At 26.0% G+C, this 25,056-nt stretch carries 17 protein-coding genes, 2 pseudogenes and 1 other annotated feature; of the genes and pseudogenes, 14 read left to right on the forward strand and 5 right to left on the reverse strand.

Annotated features, from left to right (window positions below; translation table 4 throughout):
* Positions 1 to 63: 63 nt before the first annotated feature.
* The gene (locus ACXUB0_RS02880) at positions 64 to 1,770 is read right to left on the reverse strand and encodes a hypothetical protein (RefSeq protein WP_458257697.1); all 1,707 of its coding nucleotides are present in this window, start codon (positions 1,768 to 1,770) and stop codon (positions 64 to 66) included.
* 73 nt (positions 1,771 to 1,843) lie between these two features.
* Here ACXUB0_RS02880 and ACXUB0_RS02885 point away from each other — a divergent pair, with 73 nt between their 5' ends.
* The 5 genes from ACXUB0_RS02885 (at position 1,844) to rpoC (ending at position 12,276) form a co-directional block, all read left to right on the forward strand.
* Positions 1,844 to 3,004: an Mbov_0401 family ICE element transposase-like protein gene (locus tag ACXUB0_RS02885; RefSeq protein WP_458257698.1), complete on the forward strand. Its 1,161-nt coding sequence runs from the start codon at positions 1,844 to 1,846 to the stop codon at positions 3,002 to 3,004.
* Positions 3,005 to 3,531: 527 nt separating this feature from the next.
* Positions 3,532 to 3,657, forward strand: a sequence feature (ribosomal protein L10 leader region).
* 36 nt (positions 3,658 to 3,693) lie between these two features.
* Positions 3,694 to 4,185, forward strand: coding sequence for a 50S ribosomal protein L10 (gene rplJ / locus ACXUB0_RS02890; RefSeq protein WP_252320296.1), 492 nt, complete (start codon positions 3,694 to 3,696; stop codon positions 4,183 to 4,185).
* Between the two features lie 40 nt (positions 4,186 to 4,225).
* The gene (rplL, locus tag ACXUB0_RS02895; protein ID WP_458257699.1) at positions 4,226 to 4,606 is read left to right on the forward strand and encodes a 50S ribosomal protein L7/L12; all 381 of its coding nucleotides are present in this window, start codon (positions 4,226 to 4,228) and stop codon (positions 4,604 to 4,606) included.
* A gap of 182 nt (positions 4,607 to 4,788) precedes the next feature.
* Positions 4,789 to 8,499, forward strand: a complete 3,711-nt coding sequence (gene rpoB, locus ACXUB0_RS02900) for a DNA-directed RNA polymerase subunit beta (RefSeq protein ID WP_458257700.1) — start codon at positions 4,789 to 4,791, stop codon at positions 8,497 to 8,499.
* Positions 8,500 to 8,523: 24 nt separating this feature from the next.
* Entirely contained in the window at positions 8,524 to 12,276 is a 3,753-nt protein-coding gene (gene rpoC / locus ACXUB0_RS02905) for a DNA-directed RNA polymerase subunit beta' (protein WP_458258784.1), read from the forward strand.
* 73 nt (positions 12,277 to 12,349) lie between these two features.
* On the opposite strand, the gene ACXUB0_RS02910 is transcribed toward rpoC, so the two are convergent.
* Positions 12,350 to 12,979 (reverse strand): hypothetical protein, encoded by a 630-nt coding sequence (locus ACXUB0_RS02910; protein ID WP_458257701.1) that lies wholly within the window; start codon positions 12,977 to 12,979, stop codon positions 12,350 to 12,352.
* 810 nt (positions 12,980 to 13,789) lie between these two features.
* Between ACXUB0_RS02910 and ACXUB0_RS02915 the strand changes: the two genes are divergently transcribed.
* The 4 genes and pseudogenes from ACXUB0_RS02915 (at position 13,790) to ACXUB0_RS02930 (ending at position 17,497) form a co-directional block, all read left to right on the forward strand.
* On the forward strand, positions 13,790 to 14,458 hold the full coding sequence (locus ACXUB0_RS02915; RefSeq protein WP_458257702.1) for an ABC transporter ATP-binding protein: 669 nt from the start codon (positions 13,790 to 13,792) through the stop codon (positions 14,456 to 14,458).
* 144 nt (positions 14,459 to 14,602) lie between these two features.
* Positions 14,603 to 15,286, forward strand: coding sequence for an ABC transporter permease (locus ACXUB0_RS02920; protein WP_458257703.1), 684 nt, complete (start codon positions 14,603 to 14,605; stop codon positions 15,284 to 15,286).
* Positions 15,287 to 15,591: 305 nt separating this feature from the next.
* Positions 15,592 to 16,911 (forward strand): annotated as a pseudogene (locus ACXUB0_RS02925) (DNA-directed RNA polymerase subunit beta'); the annotation flags it as partial.
* Positions 16,912 to 17,128: 217 nt separating this feature from the next.
* Complete coding sequence (locus ACXUB0_RS02930) at positions 17,129 to 17,497, forward strand: hypothetical protein (RefSeq protein WP_458257704.1); 369 nt, start codon at positions 17,129 to 17,131, stop codon at positions 17,495 to 17,497.
* A 73-nt stretch (positions 17,498 to 17,570) separates the two neighbouring features.
* Here the strand turns inward: ACXUB0_RS02930 and ACXUB0_RS02935 are convergent, their stop codons facing one another.
* Positions 17,571 to 17,861: a hypothetical protein gene (locus tag ACXUB0_RS02935; RefSeq protein ID WP_458257705.1), complete on the reverse strand. Its 291-nt coding sequence runs from the start codon at positions 17,859 to 17,861 to the stop codon at positions 17,571 to 17,573.
* A gap of 480 nt (positions 17,862 to 18,341) precedes the next feature.
* On the opposite strand from ACXUB0_RS02935, the pseudogene ACXUB0_RS02940 reads away from it, so the two are divergent.
* A pseudogene (locus tag ACXUB0_RS02940) lies at positions 18,342 to 20,036 on the forward strand (DNA-directed RNA polymerase subunit beta'); the annotation flags it as partial.
* 73 nt (positions 20,037 to 20,109) lie between these two features.
* Here ACXUB0_RS02940 and ACXUB0_RS02945 read toward each other — a convergent pair.
* Together ACXUB0_RS02945 and ACXUB0_RS02950 are read right to left on the reverse strand one after the other, a co-directional pair.
* Positions 20,110 to 21,378, reverse strand: a complete 1,269-nt coding sequence (locus tag ACXUB0_RS02945; RefSeq protein ID WP_458257706.1) for a TIR domain-containing protein — start codon at positions 21,376 to 21,378, stop codon at positions 20,110 to 20,112.
* 259 nt (positions 21,379 to 21,637) lie between these two features.
* The gene (locus ACXUB0_RS02950) at positions 21,638 to 22,159 is read right to left on the reverse strand and encodes a hypothetical protein (RefSeq protein WP_458257707.1); all 522 of its coding nucleotides are present in this window, start codon (positions 22,157 to 22,159) and stop codon (positions 21,638 to 21,640) included.
* 560 nt (positions 22,160 to 22,719) lie between these two features.
* Here ACXUB0_RS02950 and ACXUB0_RS02955 point away from each other — a divergent pair.
* From ACXUB0_RS02955 to ACXUB0_RS02970, 4 genes are all read left to right on the forward strand, one after another.
* Positions 22,720 to 22,998 (forward strand): transposase, encoded by a 279-nt coding sequence (locus tag ACXUB0_RS02955; protein WP_458257708.1) that lies wholly within the window; start codon positions 22,720 to 22,722, stop codon positions 22,996 to 22,998.
* A 41-nt stretch (positions 22,999 to 23,039) separates the two neighbouring features.
* Positions 23,040 to 23,516 carry an IS3 family transposase gene (locus tag ACXUB0_RS02960; RefSeq protein WP_458257709.1) on the forward strand — a complete coding sequence of 159 codons (477 nt, stop codon included), beginning with the start codon at positions 23,040 to 23,042 and terminating at the stop codon, positions 23,514 to 23,516.
* Positions 23,517 to 23,694: 178 nt separating this feature from the next.
* A complete protein-coding gene (gene thyA / locus ACXUB0_RS02965; RefSeq protein ID WP_458257710.1) occupies positions 23,695 to 24,564 on the forward strand; it encodes a thymidylate synthase in 870 nt (289 codons plus the stop codon).
* Positions 24,564 to 25,055, forward strand: a complete 492-nt coding sequence (locus ACXUB0_RS02970) for a dihydrofolate reductase (RefSeq protein WP_458257711.1) — start codon at positions 24,564 to 24,566, stop codon at positions 25,053 to 25,055. Before thyA ends, ACXUB0_RS02970 begins: the two co-directional genes overlap by 1 nt.
* Position 25,056 lies beyond the last annotated feature (1 nt).

Below are 25,056 nucleotides of genomic sequence, written 5' to 3' on the forward strand. Positions count from 1 at the left end.
ACGCCTAAATTAAAGACGTTTATTTTGTGATACCTATACTATTAATTATATGTAAATTGTTTATTATATACCAAATGTGAAGATGCTTTTTTTTACACTAGCATTATTTTTACCTCTAATTACATTTTTATATGGATACAAGGCATAAAACAACGCATCATAAGGGTCTTGATACATATTTTTATCCGGAATGTTAGTTTTTGTTTCATCATAACGTAATTCTTCTAAACATTGAGTAGTTTTTGGTAAATCATTTTTATTTGCATAAAAATTTCCATAACTCATAATATTTCTCATTCAAACTACTCTATTAGTTAATCCTGCTTCTTGATTTAAATTTGAAGCATGTTTAATAGCAGTTTGTGTTATTAAAATAGTATTATGTTCATCTATTAATTTTTGATTTAATCAATCAATTGCTGTTCTTGCTTTATCATCATAAAAATAAATTGCTTGGTCAAAATTTTCAAAATTATCCATTAATCCTAAAATTTCATTAACATAAGCATTAATTTTCTCATTTTCATTTATAAAATCATTTGGTGTAACTACTAATTCACAAATAACATAAGGGTCATAATATCCAGTATTATTATATTCTTTAAAACCAACTATCATAAATACAGTATGGTCTTTTGGTCCCGTAGCTCAATCAATACCAACTGAATAAAAATCAAATTTATACATATCTTGTTCTTGATTATAAAATTGTTTTAAATCATATGGTTGTCAATATTTTACTGTTTTTTGAAATGGAAAAATTGTTGCATCACTATCTAAAAATTCAAAACCATAAAAAACAGTATTGAATTCATCAGGATTACTTTTTTCCATTTCTAATAAAGTTTTTTGTTGAATTTCAGGTAATTTTTTTCAAAATGGTTGAATAGTAAATCTTAAAATAAATAAGCCTAAACCACTAAATATATCTTTATTTTCATAATAAACTTTGCCAATTTTTTTAAGATTTTTAATTATTTCATCATTTAATGGTAAAAATGGCGTACAGTATTTTAAATAAAATGGATGATATTTATCATAAGGATTACATGTAAAAGTAATAAAGAAACTTTTATAAAAATAACGAGTAATTAATTTTCCAAAAGTAGGACTATATATATTTTTATCAATAAAAGTTCAACTTCATTCTTTAATTGGTTCATTTGAAACTTTAATACGATTACTTCTAAACATAGAATTTTGTAAACGCTCATATCTATATGTTAATTGCTTTTCTGTTAGTGTTTCTTTTTCTTCTGCCATTATTATTTCATCAGTACGTGAACCCAAAAAACTTGACCCACCCGCTTCTTTTCCAAAAATTTTATTACCATTAGCATAACCAATAAAATCAATTTGTTGATTATTAGGAAAAATAATACATCCACCATCTTTGGTTATTTTTCATTTAATACCATGTGGATTATTAGGTAATAAATTAATATTATATGTATCTAATAAAACTTGACAAACATTCATTAATGCACCAATTGTCGTTTCACTATGAGTATTTTCATATCTTCTTACTTCTTGAACACTACTATCACTAAAATTACAACATATAAATAAATCAAATGCTAAACAGTTTCAAGTTTTTCTTGTTCCACGTGCAGTTGGTACAAAACGATAAAAACAATTAGTTGTAAAAAATTCTGCTCATTCATCACTAACAAATTGTTTAAAAATATCTCAACTAAAACCATAATTATTATCACTAAAATTAAGATTATATTTTTTATTCAGTTGTGCATAACTACTAATAAAAGGCATATTTTACTCCCTAGTTTTTATAAGCAATACAATTAAATTATAACAAACAAAATTTAGAAAGGAACATTAAAAAATGTTTATATTACCATTCTCTAATCATTTTGATTGAGATAAACATGATTTTAATCAAGATGAATTAAGTTTAAAACAAACAGAAGAATTATTTACAAAAATAGATGATTATTTATGAAGTACCTGTGATAAATCTGAATATAAATCATATAGATTTAGAAAACGAAAATTAAAAGCAAAAAAAGGTTTATTAAATTATAAACGACGTATTTGTACAAAATATAACCAAAAAACACAAAAAAATGAATTTGTTTTATTGCTAGATAATTATCTTGGTGTTAAAAAATATAGTAAACTTGCACCTAATGTTATTAAACAAATTTTAAAGTATTTTGCTGATGGAAAAAAGTATCGTGATGTTTGTGATACTTTTATTGATGATTTAATAAGTACTAGTACAGTTTGTAGAACCTATCAAAAATTTCAATTACCAAAATCTAATATTCCTAAAATAGTATTAGAAAAAAATCAAACTTTATATATAAATATTGATGATGGACATAGAAAATTTAAGTTTAATGAAAAACACAATACTAAAAATTGTAAAAAATGTTCTATGAGATTATTAGTATTTTGTACTGGTAAAAAGAAAAATGGAAAATTAATTAATAAAAGAGCAGTTTGTAAAATAAGAGTATCAAAAACAGAAATTGGTGCTGAAAAAACAGCACAATTAATTAAAAAATATGGTAATTTATTTTTTGAAAATTTTGAACAAGCAAATTTAGTAGTTTGTGGAGATAGTGCAAAATGAATTAGAAAAACTGCTACAATTTTAAATGCTAAATTTATTTTAGATAAATTCCATGCTTTTCATGTTTTATTTCTTGGTATAATGGCTGGAAGAAGAAAAAATAAAATTGCTAAATTACACTATCAAAATGCAATAACTTTATTTGAAAAAGGCCCATATTATGAATTAATTGATTTTTTACAATCATTAGCTTTACAATATAAAAAATTAAAAGTTGGTTATTTTATTAATGCAAAAGATGGTGTATTAAACCAAGCACTAGTTGAAAATATTGGTTGCTTTACTGAAACTAATATTAAACAAATTTTAAAGCATATGATTGGTGATAGAACCTATAATATTGATATGTATACAAAAATGGTTAATTTTAAATGCTATCAAATAAATACTACCATCCAGTTATTATAAATTAAAATTAAAGATTTTAAAAAACCAAAAATAAAATAAAACTTATTAAAGTAACTATTAATAAGAATTTTTGAATTATAAAAGTAAGTATTATTATTGACTAATATTTTACAAGTGTTAAGATTAACATACAATTGCATATTGAAGTCAAAATTATTCTCGTCTAACTTTATAATTTTAAGACAAATTTGAATATTATTGACATCTTCGCCACGCTCCCATAAAATAAATAAAGCTTGAGGAGAAAAAAATGAATCTGAAAGAAGAGAAAGAGTTTGTAAAAATCTTGAGTTAGATAAATCAAAAATAAATAGTGAATCTTCTTCAAGTGAAAGTAAAAACTCTAGTAGTAAAAACAGTAACCAGTTATAAAAAAAACAATTTTTTTAATCTTAATTAAGATATTGATGAAATTAGCATTTATGTTATTAAAAATAGTGTTTATAACTTAAAAGATATATAATAAAAAATTATTTATTTAATCTTTTGTAAATTTTTCTTGATTTTAATATATATATATCATATAATATACAAGCTAGAATAAGCCAAAGACAGCAACGGACTTTTGTCTTAATTATGTTGCTCAGGTAATTTCCATCATTATATATGCATGTGATTTACTCGGTTTTGCTCCGAGTTTTATTTACTACTTATTGCTAGTTATTTCAGAATAATAAGGAGATGTAGTTATGCGCCCAGCAATGGTTGAAAAACAAAAAACTATTGATTTAATTGCTAAGCAAATTAATGATTCAAAAACAACAATTGTTGTACAATATCAAGGTATGAATGTTGAAGAAATTAGTTCTTTACGTAAGGAATTAAGAGCTAAAGGTGCAACATTCACTATTTATAAGAATAATTTAGTTGCTCGTGCTTTAAAAAAAGAATATTCATCGCTTGAAAGTAGTTTAGTTGGCCCAAATGGTTTTATCTTTGGATTTGAAAACGACTTAGAAACAGCTAAAATAGTTTCTAATTATGCTAAAATTAATAAATTATTAGTATTAAGAGGTGGCATTTTTGAAGGAAAAGTTATTGACCAAAGTGAGTTACAAAAAATAGCTTCATTACCATCAAAATTAGAATTAATTTCAATGTTAGCTTCTTGTTTACAAGCACCAGTTCGCAATTTGGCTTTAGCAATTAAAGCAGTAGCCCAACAAAAAGAAAACGCATAATTAACACTTATTAAATAAAAAAAATATGGAGGAAAAAATAATGGAAAATATTACAAATAAACAAATTATTGAACATGTTAAAACAATGACAGCAGTTCAATTAAAAGAATTAGTTGAATTAATTGAAACAACTTTTGGAGTAACTGCAGCAGTTGCTTCTGCACCAGCAACAGCTAAAGAAGAAGCAACAAAACCATCAACAGTTTCTGTAATCTTAAAAGAAGTGGGAGACAAAAAAGTTGATGTTATTAAAGCAGTTAAGGCAATTGTTGGTGGTACAATGTCTTTAATGGATGCTAAAAAAATGGTTGATGCAGTAGTAACAGGACCACAAAAGATTTTAGAAAATATTGATACAGCAAAAGCAACAGAACACGAAGCAACGTTAAAAGCCGTTGGTGCTATTGTTGAAGTTAAGTAGTTCAAATATTAAAAATTTATATGAAAACCAGTATTAATTAAAACTGGTTTTCTGTTTGTTATTTAACTAAAAATTATCAACTTAAAACTTAATATTTTATCAAACTAATTAGTAATTTAATACTAATTAACTGAAATCAAATTATTTGATTTTAATAAATTTTTAAAATTGGAGATGAACCAATGTCATATACTACAAAACAATTTGGTCATTATGCTAAAAGACGTGACTATACTAAAGTATCAGGAAATTTAGATCTTCCTGATTTAATTTCAATTCAACGTGATACTTATAAATGATTTATTGATACAGGAATACAAGAAGTATTTAATGAAATATTTCCGGTAACTGATAATGATAATCGTATTATTTTATCATTGATTGATTGAGAATTTCGTAAACCAAGAAGAACATTAAAAGAAGCAAAAGATGAGTCAAAAACTTATGAAGCACCAATATATACAAAATTATCTTTATCAATTCATGAAAATAATCGTCATTTAACTATTGCTGCTAAAGATAATATTTTAGATTATTTAATGCGTTGAATTAAAGACCAATTTGGTATTAAAAACATTAATGAACCAAAAGTTAGCGATAATATATATTATTTTGAAGAAAAAAATGTTCATGCTAATAGTGAATTTTCAACTATTGAAGTTACTATTAAAAGTAGAGAAGAAGATGTTTTAATTGTTGATTATACATTAACTCGTGAAGGAGATGTATTTTTAGGTGATTTTCCATTAATGACACAAAAAGGAACCTTTATTATTAATGGAAGTGAAAAGGTTGTTGTTTCACAATTAGTTCGTTCACCAGGTGCATATTTTAAAATTGAAATTGATCCAAAAACCGGATTATATAAATTTTTAGGTGATTTAATTCCATCACGTGGAACTTGACTAGAATTTGAAACTGATTCTAAACGTAATAAATTAGTTCGTAATAAAAATGCAATTAAAGATATTATTCAAGTTAAAATTGAAAAATCACGTAAAATTGCAGTAACCACTTTACTTACTGCCTTAGGATTAACTAAAGATGATGTTATTAATATAATTGGTAAAGATGATGTTTTATTAAATACTTATGAATATGATGAACATCAAAATTGACCAGCAGCAGTACAAGAAATTTATAAAAAAATTAAAGCCGGAGAAACTGCCAGTGTTGATGGTGCTGCAAAATTTTTAACTGGACTATTATTTGATTCAAAAAAATATGATTTAACAAAAGCAGGAAGATATAAGTTAATTCAAAAATTAGCTACTACAGATCGTGTTTTAAATTACACTCTAGCTGAAGATATTAAAGATATTAGAGGTAAAGTTGTTTTATCCAAAAAAACAGTAATTGGTAAATCACAATTAGAAATTCTAAAAACAGTATTAGAAGAAGGAGCATGTTTAGTACCTTTAAAAACATCAATTAGTGATAGTGAACCAAAACATTATGTGCAGTTAATTAAAGTTTATAATGATAAAGAAAGATTAAATGAAGTTATTAATGTTGTTGGAATTAATCCTAAATGTAAAGAAGTAATTATTACTATTGCTGATATTTTAGCAACTCTTTCTTATATTTTAAATTTTGTTCATGGTATTGGTAATGCTGATGATATTGATCACTTAGCAAATCGTCGTATTCGTACAATTGGTGAATTACTACAAAACCAATTTCGTATCGGGATGGGACGTATTGAAAAAAATGTTAAAGAAAAAATGTCAACTACTGATAGTGATAAAATGAAACCAGCAAATATTACAAATAATAAACCATTAACAGCTGTTATTGGTGAGTTTTTTAACTTATCACAATTATCACAATTTATGGATCAAACTAATCCATTAGCAGAATTGGCTAATAAAAGACGTTTAACTGCTTTAGGACCTGGTGGATTATCACGTGATCGTGCTAGTTTAGAAGTTCGTGATGTTCACTATTCTCACTATGGAAGAATTTGTCCAATTGAAACTCCTGAAGGACCTAATATTGGTTTAATCAATAATTTAGCCACTTATGCTCGTATTAATGAATACGGTTTTATTGAAACACCTTACCGTCAAGTAATTGCAGGTAAAATTACTAATGAAATTAAATATTTAACTGCCGGTGAAGAAAAGAATTATATCATTGCACAAGCTAATATTGAATTAGATACTAATAATGTTATTAAAAATAATAATGTTATTGCTCGTAGTAATGGTCAAAATATTATTGTTGGACCAAACGAAGTTGAATATATTGATGTTTCACCAAAACAAATTGTGTCAATAGCTACAAGTTGTATTCCCTTTTTAGAAAATGATGATGCTAACCGTGCTTTAATGGGTGCTAATATGCAACGTCAAGCAATTCCATTATTAAAACCACAAACACCAATTGTTGGTACGGGTGTTGAGTATGCTGTTGCTCGTGACTCAGGATTAGCTATTGTTGCTAATTTACCGGGAGTTGTACAATATGTTGATTCTCATGAAATTATTATTAAATCAGAAGATGAAATAACAACTTATGAGTTAAGCCGTTTTGAACGTAGTAATCAAGGAACAGCAGTAACTCATGTGCCATTAGTAAAAGTTGGTGATAAAGTTGAAGTTAATCAAATTTTAGCAGACGGACCTTCAATGAAAGATGGTGAACTTGCATTAGGACAAAATGTAATTATTGCTTTCATGACTTGACATGGTTATAACTATGAAGATGCTATTATTATTAGTGAACGTTTAGTAAAAGATGATGTTTATACTTCAATGCATATTGAAGAATATAATTTAGAATGTCGAAAAACAAAACAAGGTAAAGAAGAAATTACACCTGAAATCCCTAATACTTCTGAACAATCAAGACGTTATCTTGATGATGAAGGAATTGTTTTAATTGGAACTGAAGTTAAAGAAGGAGATATTCTTGTTGGTAAAGTTACACCAAAAGGTCAAACACAATCAACTGCTGAAGAAAAATTATTAGCAGCTATTTTTGGTGAAAAATCACGTAATGTTAAAGATAATTCATTACGAGTACCTAATGGTGGTGCTGGAATTGTTCAAGGTATTAAACGTTATAAACGTGAAGATGGTTTTGACTTACCTTCAGAAGTAGAAGAAGTAGTTAAAGTATTTATTGTACAAAAACGTAAAATCCGAGAAGGAGATAAAATGGCTGGAAGACACGGAAATAAAGGTGTTATTTCTAAAGTCTTACCAATTGAAGATATGCCTTTCCTAGAAGATGGAACACCAGTTGATATTATGTTAAATCCATTAGGAGTACCATCGCGGATGAATATTGGACAAATTCTTGAATTACACTTAGGAATGGCTGCTAAAACTTTAGGAATTAAAGTAGCAACCCCTGTTTTTGATGGTGCAAAAAATCAAGACTTGTTAGATATTATGAAAGAAGCAAAATATAATGACTTTGATAAATTAACATTATATGATGGTTTAACTGGTGAAAAGTTTGCCAAGAAAATTTCAGTTGGTGTTATGTATATGTTAAAACTATCACACATGGTAGATGATAAATTACATGCTCGTAATGTGGGCCCATATTCATTAATTACTCAACAACCATTAGGTGGTAAGGCACAAAATGGTGGACAAAGATTTGGAGAAATGGAAGTTTGAGCATTAGAAGCTTATGGTGCTGCTCATACTTTACAAGAAATCCTAACTATTAAATCTGATGATATTAAAGGTAGAATTAAAACTTATGAAGCGATTCTACGTAATAAACAAATTCCAACGCCAGGTATCCCTGAATCATTTAATGTTTTAACAAAAGAACTACAAGGTTTAGGAATAAATATTGTGTTAATTGACGAAAAAGGTCAAGAACAAAAAGTTGTAACTTACGATGAAGAAGTCGAAAGTTATCTTGAGGATTAGAAAAGGAGTAATAAATATATGCAAATGCAAAAAAATTCAAAACATTATACTGCCCTTAAAATTTCTCTTGCTTCTCCCGATCAAATTCGCTCATGATCACATGGAGAAATTACAAAGCCAGAAACAATTAATTATAAGTCATTAAAACCTGAAAAAGATGGATTATTTGATGCACGAATATTTGGACCAACTAAAAATTATGAATGTAATTGTGGTAAATATAAGAAAATAAAAAATAAAGGTAAAGTTTGTGAACGTTGTTTAGTAGAAATTACTGAAGCAATTGTTCGACGTGAACGTTTAGGACACATTGAGTTAGAAGACCCAGTAACTCATATTTGAATGTTAAAGGCTTCTCCTTCAAGAATTGCGTTAGCATTAGATATGAAAGCTAAAGACTTAGAAGAAGTAGCATATTTTGTTTCTTATATTGTTTTAGATCCAGGGACTGCTAAAGGTTTAAAACAAAAAATGATTATGGATTTAGGTAATGCTAAATCTTCAACTGATACTCGTAATCGTTTACGTAAAGTATTTGCACAAATTTTAGAACAATTAGAACCTTCTTCTTTTGCTTATACTCGTGCTCAAATGTTAACTGATACTTTAGCAGATACTTCACGTCCATTTTCAATGGATGAATGTGCTCAATTTATTACTAAACATACTGGAACAAAATTTGGAATTGGTGCTTCAGCTATTGAGTATTTATTAAAAAATATTAATTTAGAAAAAGAATTTCTTGCCATTAAAAAACAATTGACAAACAAGAAATCACAAACTGATCGTAGAAAACTAGAACGTCGTTTAGATGTTATTGATTCATTTGCTAAATCAGGAAATAAACCAGAATGAATGGTATTACACGCTATTCCGGTGATTCCACCTGATATTCGTCCAATTATTCAGTTAGATGGTGGTCGTTTTACAACATCAGAAATTAATGATTTATATCGAAGAATTATTATTCGTAATGAACGCTTAAAAAAAGTAAAACAAATGGGAGCACCAATCTTAATTATTAATAATGAAAAAAGAATGTTGCAAGAATCAGTTGATGCTTTATTTGATAATGAACGTAAAGCACGTCCAGTAACAGGAAGAGATAAACGTCCATTAAAATCTTTAACTTCAACATTAAAAGGAAAACAAGGACGTTTCCGTCAAAACTTATTAGGTAAGCGTGTTGATTATTCAGGTCGAAGTGTTATTGCTGTTGGTCCGGAATTAAAAATGTATCAATGTGGTATTCCTCGTGATATGGCAATTATTTTGTTCAAACCTTTTGTTGTGCAAAGATTAGTTCATCAAGAATTAGCTTTAAATATTAAAATTGCTGAAAAATTAATTGAAATTCAAGATGAACGAATTTGAGATGTTTTAGAAGAAGTAATTAAAGATCGTCCTGTCTTATTAAACCGTGCTCCAACTTTACACCGTTTAGGAATTCAAGCATTTGAACCAATTCTAGTTAAAGGGAAAGCTATTCGTTTACACCCACTAGTAACTCCTGCTTTTAATGCTGACTTTGATGGTGACCAAATGGCTGTTCACGTGCCAATTACTCAAGAAGCAGTAGCTGAAGCAAGAAGTTTAATGTTAGGTTCAAAAAATATTTTAAGTCCTAAAGATGGTAAACCAATTGTTACGCCAACTCAAGATATGGTTCTTGGTAATTATTATTTAACTATTGAAAAATTAGATGAATTAGGTCAAGGTTCAATTTTTAAAGATGTTAATGAAGCAATTAAAGCTTATGATACAAAACAGGTTTCATTACATGCTATTATTGGAATTCGTGTTGCTAGTTTAGGTGCAAGTAAATTTGCTGCTACCGATCAAAATAAATTTTTAATTACTACTATTGGTAAGATTATTTTTAATCAAATGTTTTCAGAAAGAATGCCATTTATTAATCGCCCAAATATTATTAATTTAACTGAAACTCATAATGAAGATTTAGTTGCAACTGATGTTGATTTTCGTGAATTTATTAAAAAAAGAGTTATTGTTGAACCATTTAAGAAAAAAGCTTTAGCAGATATTATTCATAAATATTTTAAAACTTTTGGAACTCAATTAACTGCACAAATGTTAGATAAAATGAAAAATCTTGGTTTTAAATTTTCAACAATTTCAGGAACAACAATTTCTGCAGGCGATGTTGTATCTTATTCAGGTAAAACAAGATTATTTAAAGAAGCAGATGAATATGTTAAAACAATTAACAAGTTTTATAAACAAGGTATGTTAACTAATCGTGAGCGTCATTACCATATTATTAATAAATGAAGTGGTATTAAAAACAATATTCAAGTTGAACTAGAAACAGTTTTAAGAAAAGATATTGAAAATCCAATCTTTATGATGTGAGATTCAGGTGCTAGAACTAATATTAGTAACTTTACTCAATTAGTAGGGATGCGTGGTTTAATGAATAATCCAAAAGGAGAAGTTATTGAATTACCAATTAAATCTTCATTCCGTGAAGGATTAAATGTTTCAGAGTTCTTTATTTCTACCCATGGTGCTCGTAAAGGAATGGCAGATATGGCGCTTAAAACTTCTGACTCAGGTTATTTAACAAGAAGACTAGTTGACGTTTCACAAGATATTATTGTTACTGAAGAAGATTGTAGTACCGGTAATGGCTTTATAATTAGTGACGTTGTTGACCAAAAACGTAATAATATTATTGTGCCGTTACGTGACCGTTTATTTGGACGTTTTGTTCAAGGTGATGTTGTTGATAGTAAAAATAATGTAATTGTTGCAAATAATGAATTAATTACTGAAAAATTAGTAGAAACAATATTAGAGGCAAAAATTACAAAAATAAATATTCGTTCAGTTTTAACTTGTGAAGCAAGTTATGGTGTTTGTCAAAAATGTTATGGTATTAATTTAACAACAGGTTCTATTGTTGCTATTGGCGAAGCAGTTGGAATTATTGCGGCGCAATCAATTGGTGAACCAGGAACTCAACTAACGATGAGAACTTTCCATACTGGAGGAGTTGCTGGTGGTAGTGATATTACCCAAGGATTACCAAGAATTAAAGAATTATTAGATATTACTAATCCCAAAGGTGCTGTTGCTATTATTAGTGAATTTGATGGTAAAGTAACAGATATTCGTGAAGAGCAAGGAATTTATACAATTACTGTAAAGTCAAAACTTGACTATAAAGAATACAAAACTCAATATAATGCGCAGGTAAGAATTAAAATTGGTGATAATGTTAAGATTGGCCAAAAACTAACTGAAGGTGCAATTAATATTACACAATTACTAGAAGTAGCAGGAATCATTGAAGTTCAACAATATATTTTAAAAGAAGTACAACGTGTTTATCGTTTACAAGGAATTGAAATTTCTGATAAGTATATTGAAATTATTCTAAAACAAATGTTGAATCGTATTTTTGTAGTTGAAGGTAATGATTCACCATTATTGCCTGGAGCGATTGTTGATATCAAAGAATTTAAGAATGTTAATGCCAAAATTATTGTTGTTGGTAAAAAACCTGCTTTTGGTCATCCAATTATTTTAGGGATTAAAAAAGCACCATTAGAATCAGAATCATTCTTGGCTGCTGCTTCTTTCCAAGATACAACAAGAGTATTAACTAATGCTGTTATTAAGTCAAAACAAGATAATTTACGTGGTTTAAAGGAAAATGTTATTTTAGGAAACTTGATACCGGCCGGTACTGGTTTAATGCCAACTGAGAAGTTAATAGGTATCGGTAATTCTTCACTTGAAGAAGAATACTAAATTAAATATTTAAAAAGTGAGAATAAAATTCTCACTTTTTAAATATTTAATTTAATTTTACTAGTTGTATGTTTTAAAGATACGATAAATATATTTTTGGACATTCTTGTGTATAATTAATTTTACCAGAATTTATAATTTTTTTTGTTTTTTTATTAAACTCTTGCATTGTTTTTTCAGATTTTTCTTTTGCTTCACATTCTTCTGAATTATCTTTTTTATGGAGATGTATTCTTTTAAAATTTTCGTCTTTCAGTATACTTATTTCTTGTCGTTCACTACCAATTCCACTATCTTTACTATTATGTTTTAAAGATAATTTTCTTAAAAGATTACTTTTATTATCATCTTTAGTAAAGTCCATTGTAATTTCTTGTAGTAATTGATTGTTAATTTCACTATCTTGACTTGAAGTTAATATTACATTATTTATTTTTTCCTCTGATTTAGAAGCTACTACAATATTACTATCATCATCTTTGTTAAAATCATTATCTTTATTTGAAGATAATATTGCATTATCTATTTCTTTTTTTTCATTAAAAACAGTATCTTTAGTATTATCTTTTAAAACAGTTGGTTTTAAAAAACTAGGGCTGATAACATTTTGATAAAACATTTCTTCTTTTTTATGATTAGATTGAACTTTATGAACTCAATTAACTGCACAAATGTTAGAACCTGTTTGGAATCTTTTAAACATAATTAAACTAAAAAAGGGAATAATTATTTCTAACCTGACAGTTAATTAACATTTTATTTTCTTTGTCATTTTTTTGTTAAAAAGATTTTATCATTTGACAACTTATCGATTAAAAATTTATTTTTCAACTATAAAATAACATTTATGATATTAATTTAATCAAAAATAAGTTAAAAAAGATCCTAAACAGGTTCTTAGGAACACATGATTATATTAATAGTTTAGCAATAGGTGAAGATGGTTCTGTTTTTGCTGGAGCTAATAATCATGGTAAAATTTATAAAAGTAATGGTGTAAATGATTTTCAATTAATTAAAGAACAAAATGATGCTGGGTCAATAAAAAGTTTAGTCGTAGATACTATTGGAACTATTTTTGCTGGTTCTGATAATGGTAATATTTATCAAATTAATAGTGGAAGTATGTATTCTAAAATTTTAAATACAGGTCATGAAATTAAACGATTAATTATTGATAGAGATGGTGTTTTGTTCGCTGGTGTTGATTCAAATCAAATATATAAAAAAGTAAAAAAAATCATCTATTTTTTGCAATATGTTAGGAATAGATAATGATAATGAACATATTCTTGCCTTAACAATTAATTCAGAAAATACTTTATATGCTGCAGAAACTGAAGGAATTTTGTATTCAAATAAAAATTTTAAGTAACATTTTAAATGTTACTTAAAATTAAATATATTAAAAAAAATTTAATTAAAAAAAATGTTGATTCTTATGATATAAAATTAGATTTTTTTAATGCTATACTTATTTATAAAGTTTAAAATAATATGAAAGGAAGCAATTATGAAAGTAATTAAGGTTAAAAATATTACGAAGTCGTATAATGGTAATGTTGTACTCGGACCTATTAATTTAGAAATTGAGAGTGGTAGTTCTGTTGCTATTTTTGGTGCTAATGGTGCTGGTAAAACCACATTATGTGAGATTATTAGTAATACTAAAAATGCAAGTACAGGAGAAATTGAATATAACTTTAATAAAAAAGATATTCCATATGTTGTTGGAATAAATTTTCAAGATCAAGTTTATCCTAACTTTATAACAGTTAAAGAATTAATAAATTTTTATCATAAGATTTATTTAGATAAAATAAAACCCGAAATTTTTAATAGTATGTTAGATAAGTTTCAATTAAAAGAATTATACAAACGTAAAGTAAATAGTTTATCGGGTGGTCAAAGACAAAGAGTTAATTTATTTTTATCATTATTTCATCAACCAAAAATTTATATTGGTGATGAGATTTCAACTGGTTTAGATGTTAAAACAAGAATTGATATTATTAATTTTTTACAAGAACAAATTAGTTTGAATAACATTACTTTAATTTTAGTTAGTCATAACTTAGATGAAATCCAAGCTTTATGTAAACGTATTATTTTTTTAAAGGATGGTCAAATTATTGATGATACTACTGTTGTTGAAGTTACTAAAAATATGGTTCATTATTAAAATATTATTTAGAAAAAACAGAAACACCATTAGAAATAACTACGAGAAAGGAAAAAAATAATGCTAGCAATGTTTCAATTATTATTTGGTTATTTTAAGAAATCTTTCCATAGTATTTTCTTTGGCTTTATTTTCCCTATTATTATGTTAACAATTTTAGTTGCTGTATTAACACCCGGTAACCCAAATGTTGCACAAACAGTATTACCGGGGTTAGTGATGTCAGCTTCACCAGTATTAGGAATTGTTACTTTATCAATGACATATTCTGATTTTAAACAATCAATAATTATTAAAAGAATTGGTGCAACACCATTAAAACCATGACAATTTATTAGTAGTATTTTAATATTTCATGTTATTTTAATTTTTATTGGTAGTTTTTGAACATTAGGAATTGGTGCAGCTTTATATCATAATCAGATTAATTGAGAACTAATTAATTGAGGTTATATATTACTAGCAATTCTGCTTTCATCAATTATGTGTTCAGCAGTAGGAATAATGGTTGGTATTCTTGCTTCTGATTTTAAAATTGCTAATGCTTTTGCTTTATTATTATATTTGCCAACATCATTTTTATCGGGTCAATATATTCCGTATGTAGCCATTAAAGGACAACCAGTTTTAGTTATTATTGCTAAAATTATTCCTTTTTCTTATCCTGTTTCTATTATGAATAGAGGATGAAATAATTATGGTACTCCAAATGATTTAATCAATGCAGCACTTTTTGATAATTACTGAATACCAATTTTAGTTAGTTTACTTTGAATTGGAGCATTAATATTTGGAGCAATTATGGCTTATAAATATCGACGAAAATAAATTAATCTATAATAATAAAAATAGTTACCATTTTGATAACTATTTTTATTTCAATCAACAACTAGCAAACTTAAATCTACTGTAAGAACCTGTTTAGGATCTTTTTTAACTTATTTTTGATTAAATTAATATCATAAATGTTATTTTATAGTTGAAAAATAAATTTTTAATCGATAAGTTGTCAAATGATAAAATCTTTTTAACAAAAAAATGACAAAGAAAATAAAATGTTAATTAACTGTCAGGTTAGAAATAATTATTCCCTTTTTTAGTTTAATTATGTTTAAAAAATTCCAAACAGGTTCTTAGATAAAATGAAAAATCTTGGTTTTAAATTTTCAACAATTTCAGGAACAACAATTTCTGCAGGCGATGTTGTATCTTATTCAGGTAAAACAAGATTATTTAAAGAAGCAGATGAATATGTTAAAACAATTAACAAGTTTTATAAACAAGGTATGTTAACTAATCGTGAGCGTCATTACCATATTATTAATAAATGAAGTGGTATTAAAAACAATATTCAAGTTGAACTAGAAACAGTTTTAAGAAAAGATATTGAAAATCCAATCTTTATGATGTGAGATTCAGGTGCTAGAACTAATATTAGTAACTTTACTCAATTAGTAGGGATGCGTGGTTTAATGAATAATCCAAAAGGAGAAGTTATTGAATTACCAATTAAATCTTCATTCCGTGAAGGATTAAATGTTTCAGAGTTCTTTATTTCTACCCATGGTGCTCGTAAAGGAATGGCAGATATGGCGCTTAAAACTTCTGACTCAGGTTATTTAACAAGAAGACTAGTTGACGTTTCACAAGATATTATTGTTACTGAAGAAGATTGTAGTACCGGTAATGGCTTTATAATTAGTGACGTTGTTGACCAAAAACGTAATAATATTATTGTGCCGTTACGTGACCGTTTATTTGGACGTTTTGTTCAAGGTGATGTTGTTGATAGTAAAAATAATGTAATTGTTGCAAATAATGAATTAATTACTGAAAAATTAGTAGAAACAATATTAGAGGCAAAAATTACAAAAATAAATATTCGTTCAGTTTTAACTTGTGAAGCAAGTTATGGTGTTTGTCAAAAATGTTATGGTATTAATTTAACAACAGGTTCTATTGTTGCTATTGGCGAAGCAGTTGGAATTATTGCGGCGCAATCAATTGGTGAACCAGGAACTCAACTAACGATGAGAACTTTCCATACTGGAGGAGTTGCTGGTGGTAGTGATATTACCCAAGGATTACCAAGAATTAAAGAATTATTAGATATTACTAATCCCAAAGGTGCTGTTGCTATTATTAGTGAATTTGATGGTAAAGTAACAGATATTCGTAAAGAGCAAGGAATTTATACAATTACTGTAAAGTCAAAACTTGACTATAAAGAATACAAAACTCAATATAATGCGCAGGTAAGAATTAAAATTGGTGATAATGTTAAGATTGGCCAAAAACTAACTGAAGGTGCAATTAATATTACACAATTACTAGAAGTAGCAGGAATCATTGAAGTTCAACAATATATTTTAAAAGAAGTACAACGTGTTTATCGTTTACAAGGAATTGAAATTTCTGATAAGTATATTGAAATTATTCTAAGAACCTGTTTAGGATCTTTTTTAACTTATTTTTGATTAAATTAATATCATAAATGTTATTTTATAGTTGAAAAATAAATTTTTAATCGATAAGTTGTCAAATGATAAAATCTTTTTAACAAAAAAATGACAAAGAAAATAAAATGTTAATTAACTGTCAGGTTAGAAATAATTATTCCCTTTTTTAGTTTAATTATGTTTAAAAGATTCCAAACAGGTTCTAAAACAAATGTTGAATCGTATTTTTGTAGTTGAAGGTAATGATTCACCATTATTGCCTGGAGCGATTGTTGATATCAAAGAATTTAAGAATGTTAATGCCAAAATTATTGTTGTTGGTAAAAAACCTGCTTTTGGTCATCCAATTATTTTAGGGATTAAAAAAGCACCATTAGAATCAGAATCATTCTTGGCTGCTGCTTCTTTCCAAGATACAACAAGAGTATTAACTAATGCTGTTATTAAGTCAAAACAAGATAATTTACGTGGTTTAAAGGAAAATGTTATTTTAGGAAACTTGATACCGGCCGGTACTGGTTTAATGCCAACTGAGAAGTTAATAGGTATCGGTAATTCTTCACTTGAAGAAGAATACTAAATTAAATATTTAAAAAGTGAGAATAAAATTCTCACTTTTTAAATATTTAATTTAATTTTACTAGTTGTATGTTTTAAAGATACGATAAATATATTTCTGGACATTCTTGTGTATAATTAATTTTACCAGAATTTATAATTTTTTTTGTTTTTTTATTAAACTCTTGCATTGTTTTTTCAGATTTTTCTTTTGCTTCACATTCTTCTGAATTATCTTTTTTATGGAGATGTATTCTTTTAAAATTTTCGTCTTTCAGTATACTTATTTCTTGTCGTTCACTACCAATTCCACTATCTTTACTATTATGTTTTAAAGATAATTTTCTTAAAAGATTACTTTTATTATCATCTTTAGTAAAGTCCATTGTAATTTCTTGTAGTAATTGATTGTTAATTTCACTATCTTGACTTGAAGTTAATATTACATTATTTATTTTTTCCTCTGATTTAGAAGCTACTACAATATTACTATCATCATCTTTGTTAAAATCATTATCTTTATTTGAAGTTAATTTTGCATTATCTATTTTTTCCTCTGATTTAGAAGCTACTACACTATCACTATCATCATCTTCGTTAAAACCACTATCTTGACTTGAAGTTAATATTGCATTATCTATTTCTTCGTCTGATTCAGAAAGTATTTCAATATCACTATCTTCTTCTTTAAAATCATTATCTTTATTTGAAGATAATATTGCATTATCTATTTCTTTTTTTCATTAAAAACAGTATCTTTAGTATTATCTTTTAAAACAGTTGGTTTTAAAAAACTAGGACTGATAACATTTTGATAAAACATTTCTTCTTTTTTATGATTAGATTGAACTTTATGAACTCAATTAACTGCACAAATGTTAGATAAAATGAAAAATCTTGGTTTTAAATTTTCAACAATTTCAGGAACAACAATTTCTGCAGGCGATGTTGTATCTTATTCAGGTAAAACAAGATTATTTAAAGAAGCAGATGAATATGTTAAAACAATTAACAAGTTTTATAAACAAGGTATGTTAACTAATCGTGAGCATCATTACCATATTATTAATAAATGAAGTGGTATTAAAAACAATATTCAAGTTGAACTAGAAACAGTTTTAAGAAAAGATATTGAAAATCCAATCTTTATGATGTGAGATTCAGGTGCTAGAACTAATATTAGTAACTTTACTCAATTAGTAGGGATGCGTGGTTTAATGAATAATCCAAAAGGAGAAGTTATTGAATTACCAATTAAATCTTCATTCCGTGAAGGATTAAATGTTTCAGAGTTCTTTATTTCTACCCATGGTGCTCGTAAAGGAATGGCAGATATGGCGCTTAAAACTTCTGACTCAGGTTATTTAACAAGAAGACTAGTTGACGTTTCACAAGATATTATTGTTACTGAAGAAGATTGTAGTACCGGTAATGGCTTTATAATTAGTGACGTTGTTGACCAAAAACGTAATAATATTATTGTGCCGTTACGTGACCGTTTATTTGGACGTTTTGTTCAAGGTGATGTTGTTGATAGTAAAAATAATGTAATTGTTGCAAATAATGAATTAATTACTGAAAAATTAGTAGAAACAATATTAGAGGCAAAAATTACAAAAATAAATATTCGTTCAGTTTTAACTTGTGAAGCAAGTTATGGTGTTTGTCAAAAATGTTATGGTATTAATTTAACAACAGGTTCTATTGTTGCTATTGGCGAAGCAGTTGGAATTATTGCGGCGCAATCAATTGGTGAACCAGGAACTCAACTAACGATGAGAACTTTCCATACTGGAGGAGTTGCTGGTGGTAGTGATATTACCCAAGGATTACCAAGAATTAAAGAATTATTAGATATTACTAATCCCAAAGGTGCTGTTGCTATTATTAGTGAATTTGATGGTAAAATAACAGATATTCGTGAAGAGCAAGGAATTTATACAATTACTGTAAAGTCAAAACTTGACTATAAAGAATACAAAACTCAATATAATGCGCAGGTAAGAATTAAAATTGGTGATAATGTTAAGATTGGCCAAAAACTAACTGAAGGTGCAATTAATATTACACAATTACTAGAAGTAGCAGGAATCATTGAAGTTCAACAATATATTTTAAAAGAAGTACAACGTGTTTATCGTTTACAAGGAATTGAAATTTCTGATAAGTATATTGAAATTATTCTAAAACAAATGTTGAATCGTATTTTTGTAGTTGAAGGTAATGATTCACCATTATTGCCTAGAGCGATTGTTGATATCAAAGAATTTAAGAATGTTAATGCCAAAATTATTGTTGTTGGTAAAAAACCTGCTTTTGGTCATCCAATTATTTTAGGGATTAAAAAAGCACCATTAGAATCAGAATCATTCTTGGCTGCTGCTTCTTTCCAAGATACAACAAGAGTATTAACTAATGCTGTTATTAAGTCAAAACAAGATAATTTACGTGGTTTAAAGGAAAATGTTATTTTAGGAAACTTGATACCGGCCGGTACTGGTTTAATGCCAACTGAGAAGTTAATAGGTATCGGTAATTCTTCACTTGAAGAAGAATACTAAATTAAATATTTAAAAAGTGAGAATAAAATTCTCACTTTTTAAATATTTAATTTAATTTTACTAGTTGTATGTTTTAAAGATACGATAAATATATTTCTGGACATTCTTGTGCATAATTAATTTTACCAGAATTTATAATTTTTTTTGTTTTTTTATTAAACTCTTGCATTGTTTTTTCAGATTTTTCTTTTGCTTCACATTCTTCTGAATTATCTTTTTTATGGAGATGTATTCTTTTAAAATTTTCGTCTTTCAGTATACTTATTTCTTGTCGTTCACTACCAATTCCACTATCTTTACTATTATGTTTTAAAGATAATTTTCTTAAAAGATTACTTTTATTATCATCTTTAGTAAAATCCATTGTAATTTCTTGTAGTAATTGATTGTTAATTTCACTATCTTGACTTGAAGTTAATATTACATTATTTATTTTTTCCTCTGATTTAGAAGCTACTACAATATTACTATCATCATCTTTGTTAAAATCATTATCTTTATTTGAAGTTAATTTTGCATTATCTATTTTTTCCTCTGATTTAGAAGCTACTACACTATCACTATCATCATCTTCGTTAAAACCACTATCTTGACTTGAAGTTAATATTGCATTATCTATTTCTTCGTCTGATTCAGAAAGTATTTCAATATCACTATCTTCTTCTTTAAAATCATTATCTTTATTTGAAGATAATATTGCATTATCTATTTCTTTTTTTTCATTAAAAACAGTATCTTTAGTATTATCTTTTAAAACAGTTGGTTTTAAAAAACTAGGGCTGATAACATTTTGATAAAACATTTCTTCTTTTTTATGATTAGATTGAACTTTATCAAGTAAATTTTTAAGAATTATTATATCTGAAAAGATTTCATCATAAGTAGCAATAATTGCATGTTTATTTATTACGGTTTCATATATTCTTTGACCAGCATTTTCTTGGGTGATTAAAAAAGAATAATCACAAGTGTTATTAAAATTACAATTTGTTTTTGCTTTTTTAATAAAATCAGCAGTTAAAAGTATTATAAAACTATTTATCTTCTTTCTTCTATTTAAACTTCCATATTTATTTAATGAAGCTTCAATTTCTCAGTCAATATGTTGTCTACATTTTGTATGTATTCCTAGAATAAGAATAGTAATAGTTGTATCTTTTAAATGATTTTCTCTAATAGTTTTAGCGATTTTATTATTTGATCATGTGGTATCAATATCCCCTATTTCTACAGACATGTCTTTTATATTTAAATAATTAGCATACTTTTTAATTAACTCTGCTAATTGGTTTTTTTCTTCTTGTTCTCTTAGATGATGATATGAAATAAAAATTTTTCTCACTGTTTAACTCCTTTTTTTTAACATTATTAAGACTTATGTTTTATAATTTTTTTGATTATAAAACATAAGTCTTAATAGGTAATTTTAAAGATATTGTTTTAAAAATTTAAATTTATTTTTTACTTATATTTTATTTAAACATTTAATATTTTAATCTGTGTAGTTTAATAATTTTTTGATTTGTTCATTAGTTGCAGTTGAAAGTGAAAGTATTGAAATAAAATATAAGTATTTGTTTTCTATTAAATCTTTTCTAACTTTATCAATTTGTTTTCAAAAATCTTCGATTTCTTTTTTTGCTTAAATTTTCATCATTAATGATGAAATTACCATTAGTGTCTATTTTTGTTAGTGATCTACTAGCAATTAAGATTGGTCTGATTTTTAAATTCATAATTTTTAAAATTACATCTGTTACTAAGTTATTGTTATCGGAAGTTAATAATATTTGTTTACTTTCATCAAAAGTATTTTTAATACTTTTAATTGCTTCAGAAACTCTTCCTTCGGATTTATTTACTAATATTGAACTTGTCAAAATTATAAAAAAATTTCAGGCAATTTTTGTTGGTTTTTTATTAACTCCACTTTCTGATTTTAGAAATTTTTTAAATAAATTTATATCAACATCTCTAATAAATATTTCTTTAAAATATTTTCTTAGTTTTATTTTTAATTCTTTTTTCGTTCCTATGATTTGACTAAAATCATTTGAAGAAAGTATTCTTTTAACTTTGTTTTTTTGTTTATAATTTAATAAAAATTTTATTAGTAAAAACATTAAAAGTAATATGAAAAAATAAGTAAAGCGATACTTGAAATAATAATTATTCCTTTAAATATTTTAGTTGTAGTCAATTTGCTTTTCCTTAGTTTTATCCATAAAATGTTAAACATAATAGTATAAAAAATACATAACTTTTATGTTTATAATTTGGGGTATTAGTTTAAAAAATAAAAAGATTTAGTATTATAATTTTTTAATTAAATAGTTACTTGTTTTCTGTTAGTTATTAATTTTATTTTAGATTCTTATTAATATTTGTTGAAAATTATTATGATATTAATAATAATATTCCATTTTAATTATATACATATATAATTTAAAAAATCTATTAAAAAACAACATAATATAAGAATTTTTTAAAAAAATTATTGTTATAATGCTTCTTTTTTATGTATTTTATACTGATTTGTGTAGTTTAATAATTTTTTGAGTTGTTCATTAGTTGCAGTTGAAAGTGAAAGTATTGAAATAAAATATGGATGGGTTACACTTTATTGGACACTAATTACGTAGACAAGTGAACAAATTTTAGTTAAAAGAAAGGAAGTATAATTATGGCCAATATTAACTCATATTCAGATGAATTTAAAAAACAAATAGTAGCGTTATATCAAAGCGGTAAGTCAGTGTCTTGTCTTGCTAAAGAGTACAATGTTACAAGAGCAGCTACTTATAATTGAATTAAGCAATTTACTAATTCAGACAGGTTTAAAACTAAAGATAATCGTTTTTTTGAAGAAAATGAATTAATTAAATTAAGAAAAGAATTAAAACAATTAAGAATGGAAAATGATATTTTAAAGCAAGCAGCACTAATAATAGGCAGAAAATAGAAATTATTGCTAAAAATAAAGTTAAATATAAAATTCGCACAATGTGTCGTTTTTTGAAAATATCTAAATCAACATATTATTTTAATTTCAAGAAAAAAGAAAATAAAATCAAAAATAATATGTATGATGAAGCTGTTATTAGTGCTTTTAAAGAAAATAAAGAAGTTTATGGTACTAGAAGATTAAAAAAAATTTTAAAAAACCAAGAAATTTATTTATCAAGAAGAAAAATTAAAGAAATTATGAATAAGCATAATTTAATATCAAAATACACTAAATTATCATTCAAAAATCATCATAATAAAGTCAATGATAGTCAAATAACCAATCTTGTTAATAGAAACTTTAATAATAGGGTTAAAAATGAAGTTATTGTTAGTGATTTAACTTACGTTCAAGTTAATGGTAAATGAAACTATATTTGCCTATTAATAGACCTATTTAACCGAGAAATTATTGGACATAGTGTTGGAGTTAAAAAAGATGCATCATTAGTACCTACACTATATCTCCAATAATTTCGCGGTTAAATAGGAAAGGGTCGCCCCTAAGTTGCAAAAAACAATGTTTTAACTTAGTAAGGAGACTCTTTTTATGACAAGATATAGTAAGGAACTAAAATTAAAACTTAGATAAAAAAATATTTTTTGTTAAAATATAATTGATTTAATTTGATTTATGAAAGAGGTAATGATTATGAAACAATATTTAGATTTATGTCAATATGTTTTAGAAAAAGGATATAAAAAAGCTGATAGAACAGGCACTGGTACTGTTTCTACTTTTGGTTATCAAATGCGTTTTGATTTACAAAAAGGTTTTCCCATATTAACTACAAAAAAAGTTCATTTTGCTTCTATTGTTCATGAGTTATTATGATTTATTGCTGGTGATACTAATATTGAATATTTAGTTAAAAATAATGTTAGAATTTGAAATGAGTGACCTTATAAGAAATTTATGGAAAGTAAAAAATATCAAAATGAAACTTTAGAAGAATTTGTTGAAAAAATTAAAACTGATCATCAATTTGCTCTTGAATTTGGTGATTTAGGACCTGTTTATGGTAGACAATGACGTAATTTTAATGGTGTTGATCAATTGCAGGAGTTAATAGAAAATTTAAAAAACAATCCTTTTTCACGAAGACACATTTTATCAGTATGAAATCCTGCAGAAATTAAAAATATGGCACTACCACCATGTCATACTTTAATTCAATTTTACGTTTCTGATGATAAAAAATTATCTTGTCAATTATATCAACGTAGTGCAGATATTTTTTTAGGAGTTCCTTTTAATATTGCTTCTTATGCATTATTAACAATAATGTTAGCACAAATATGTGGCTATCAGCTAGGAGAATTTATTCATACTTTAGGTGATGCTCATATTTATAGTAATCATTTTTCACAAATTAATGAACAATTAAGTAGAAAACCAAAATCATTGCCAATTTTAGTTATTAATAAAAATATTACTAATTTATTTAATTTTAAATTTGAAGATTTTAAATTAGAACAATATGATCCATATCCGTTGATTAGAGGTCAGGTTGCAGTATAATGGTAATTTTAGTTTGAGCAATGACCAAAGAAAAGGTAATTGGTTTTAATAATAAATTGCCCTGAAAAATTAAAGAAGAAATGCAATATTTTCAGAGCATTACTTTAAATAAAAATGTATTAATGGGTTCAAAAACTTTTGAAAGTATTGGCAAACCACTAAAAAATCGTTACAATATAGTTGTTACTAATCATCAAGAACGTTATCAACAATTTCTAAATGATAATAATATTACTTTCACAAATGATATTATTTCATATTTAAAACAATATCAAGGTAATAAAAAAAGAGATATTTGTATTATTGGTGGTGCTGAAATTTATAAGCAGGCATGAGATTATGCTGATTATTTATATGTTTCAGTCATTAAAAATTTATATAATGGTGATCTTTTATTTCCTGTTAGTAATTTTTCTGATTTTAAATTAATCAAAACAACAGAATTTGCAGAATTTTTAGCGAATGTGTATCAAAGAAAGGAAAAAAAATAAT

It is taken from the genome of Spiroplasma endosymbiont of Dactylopius coccus (assembly GCF_977110965.1).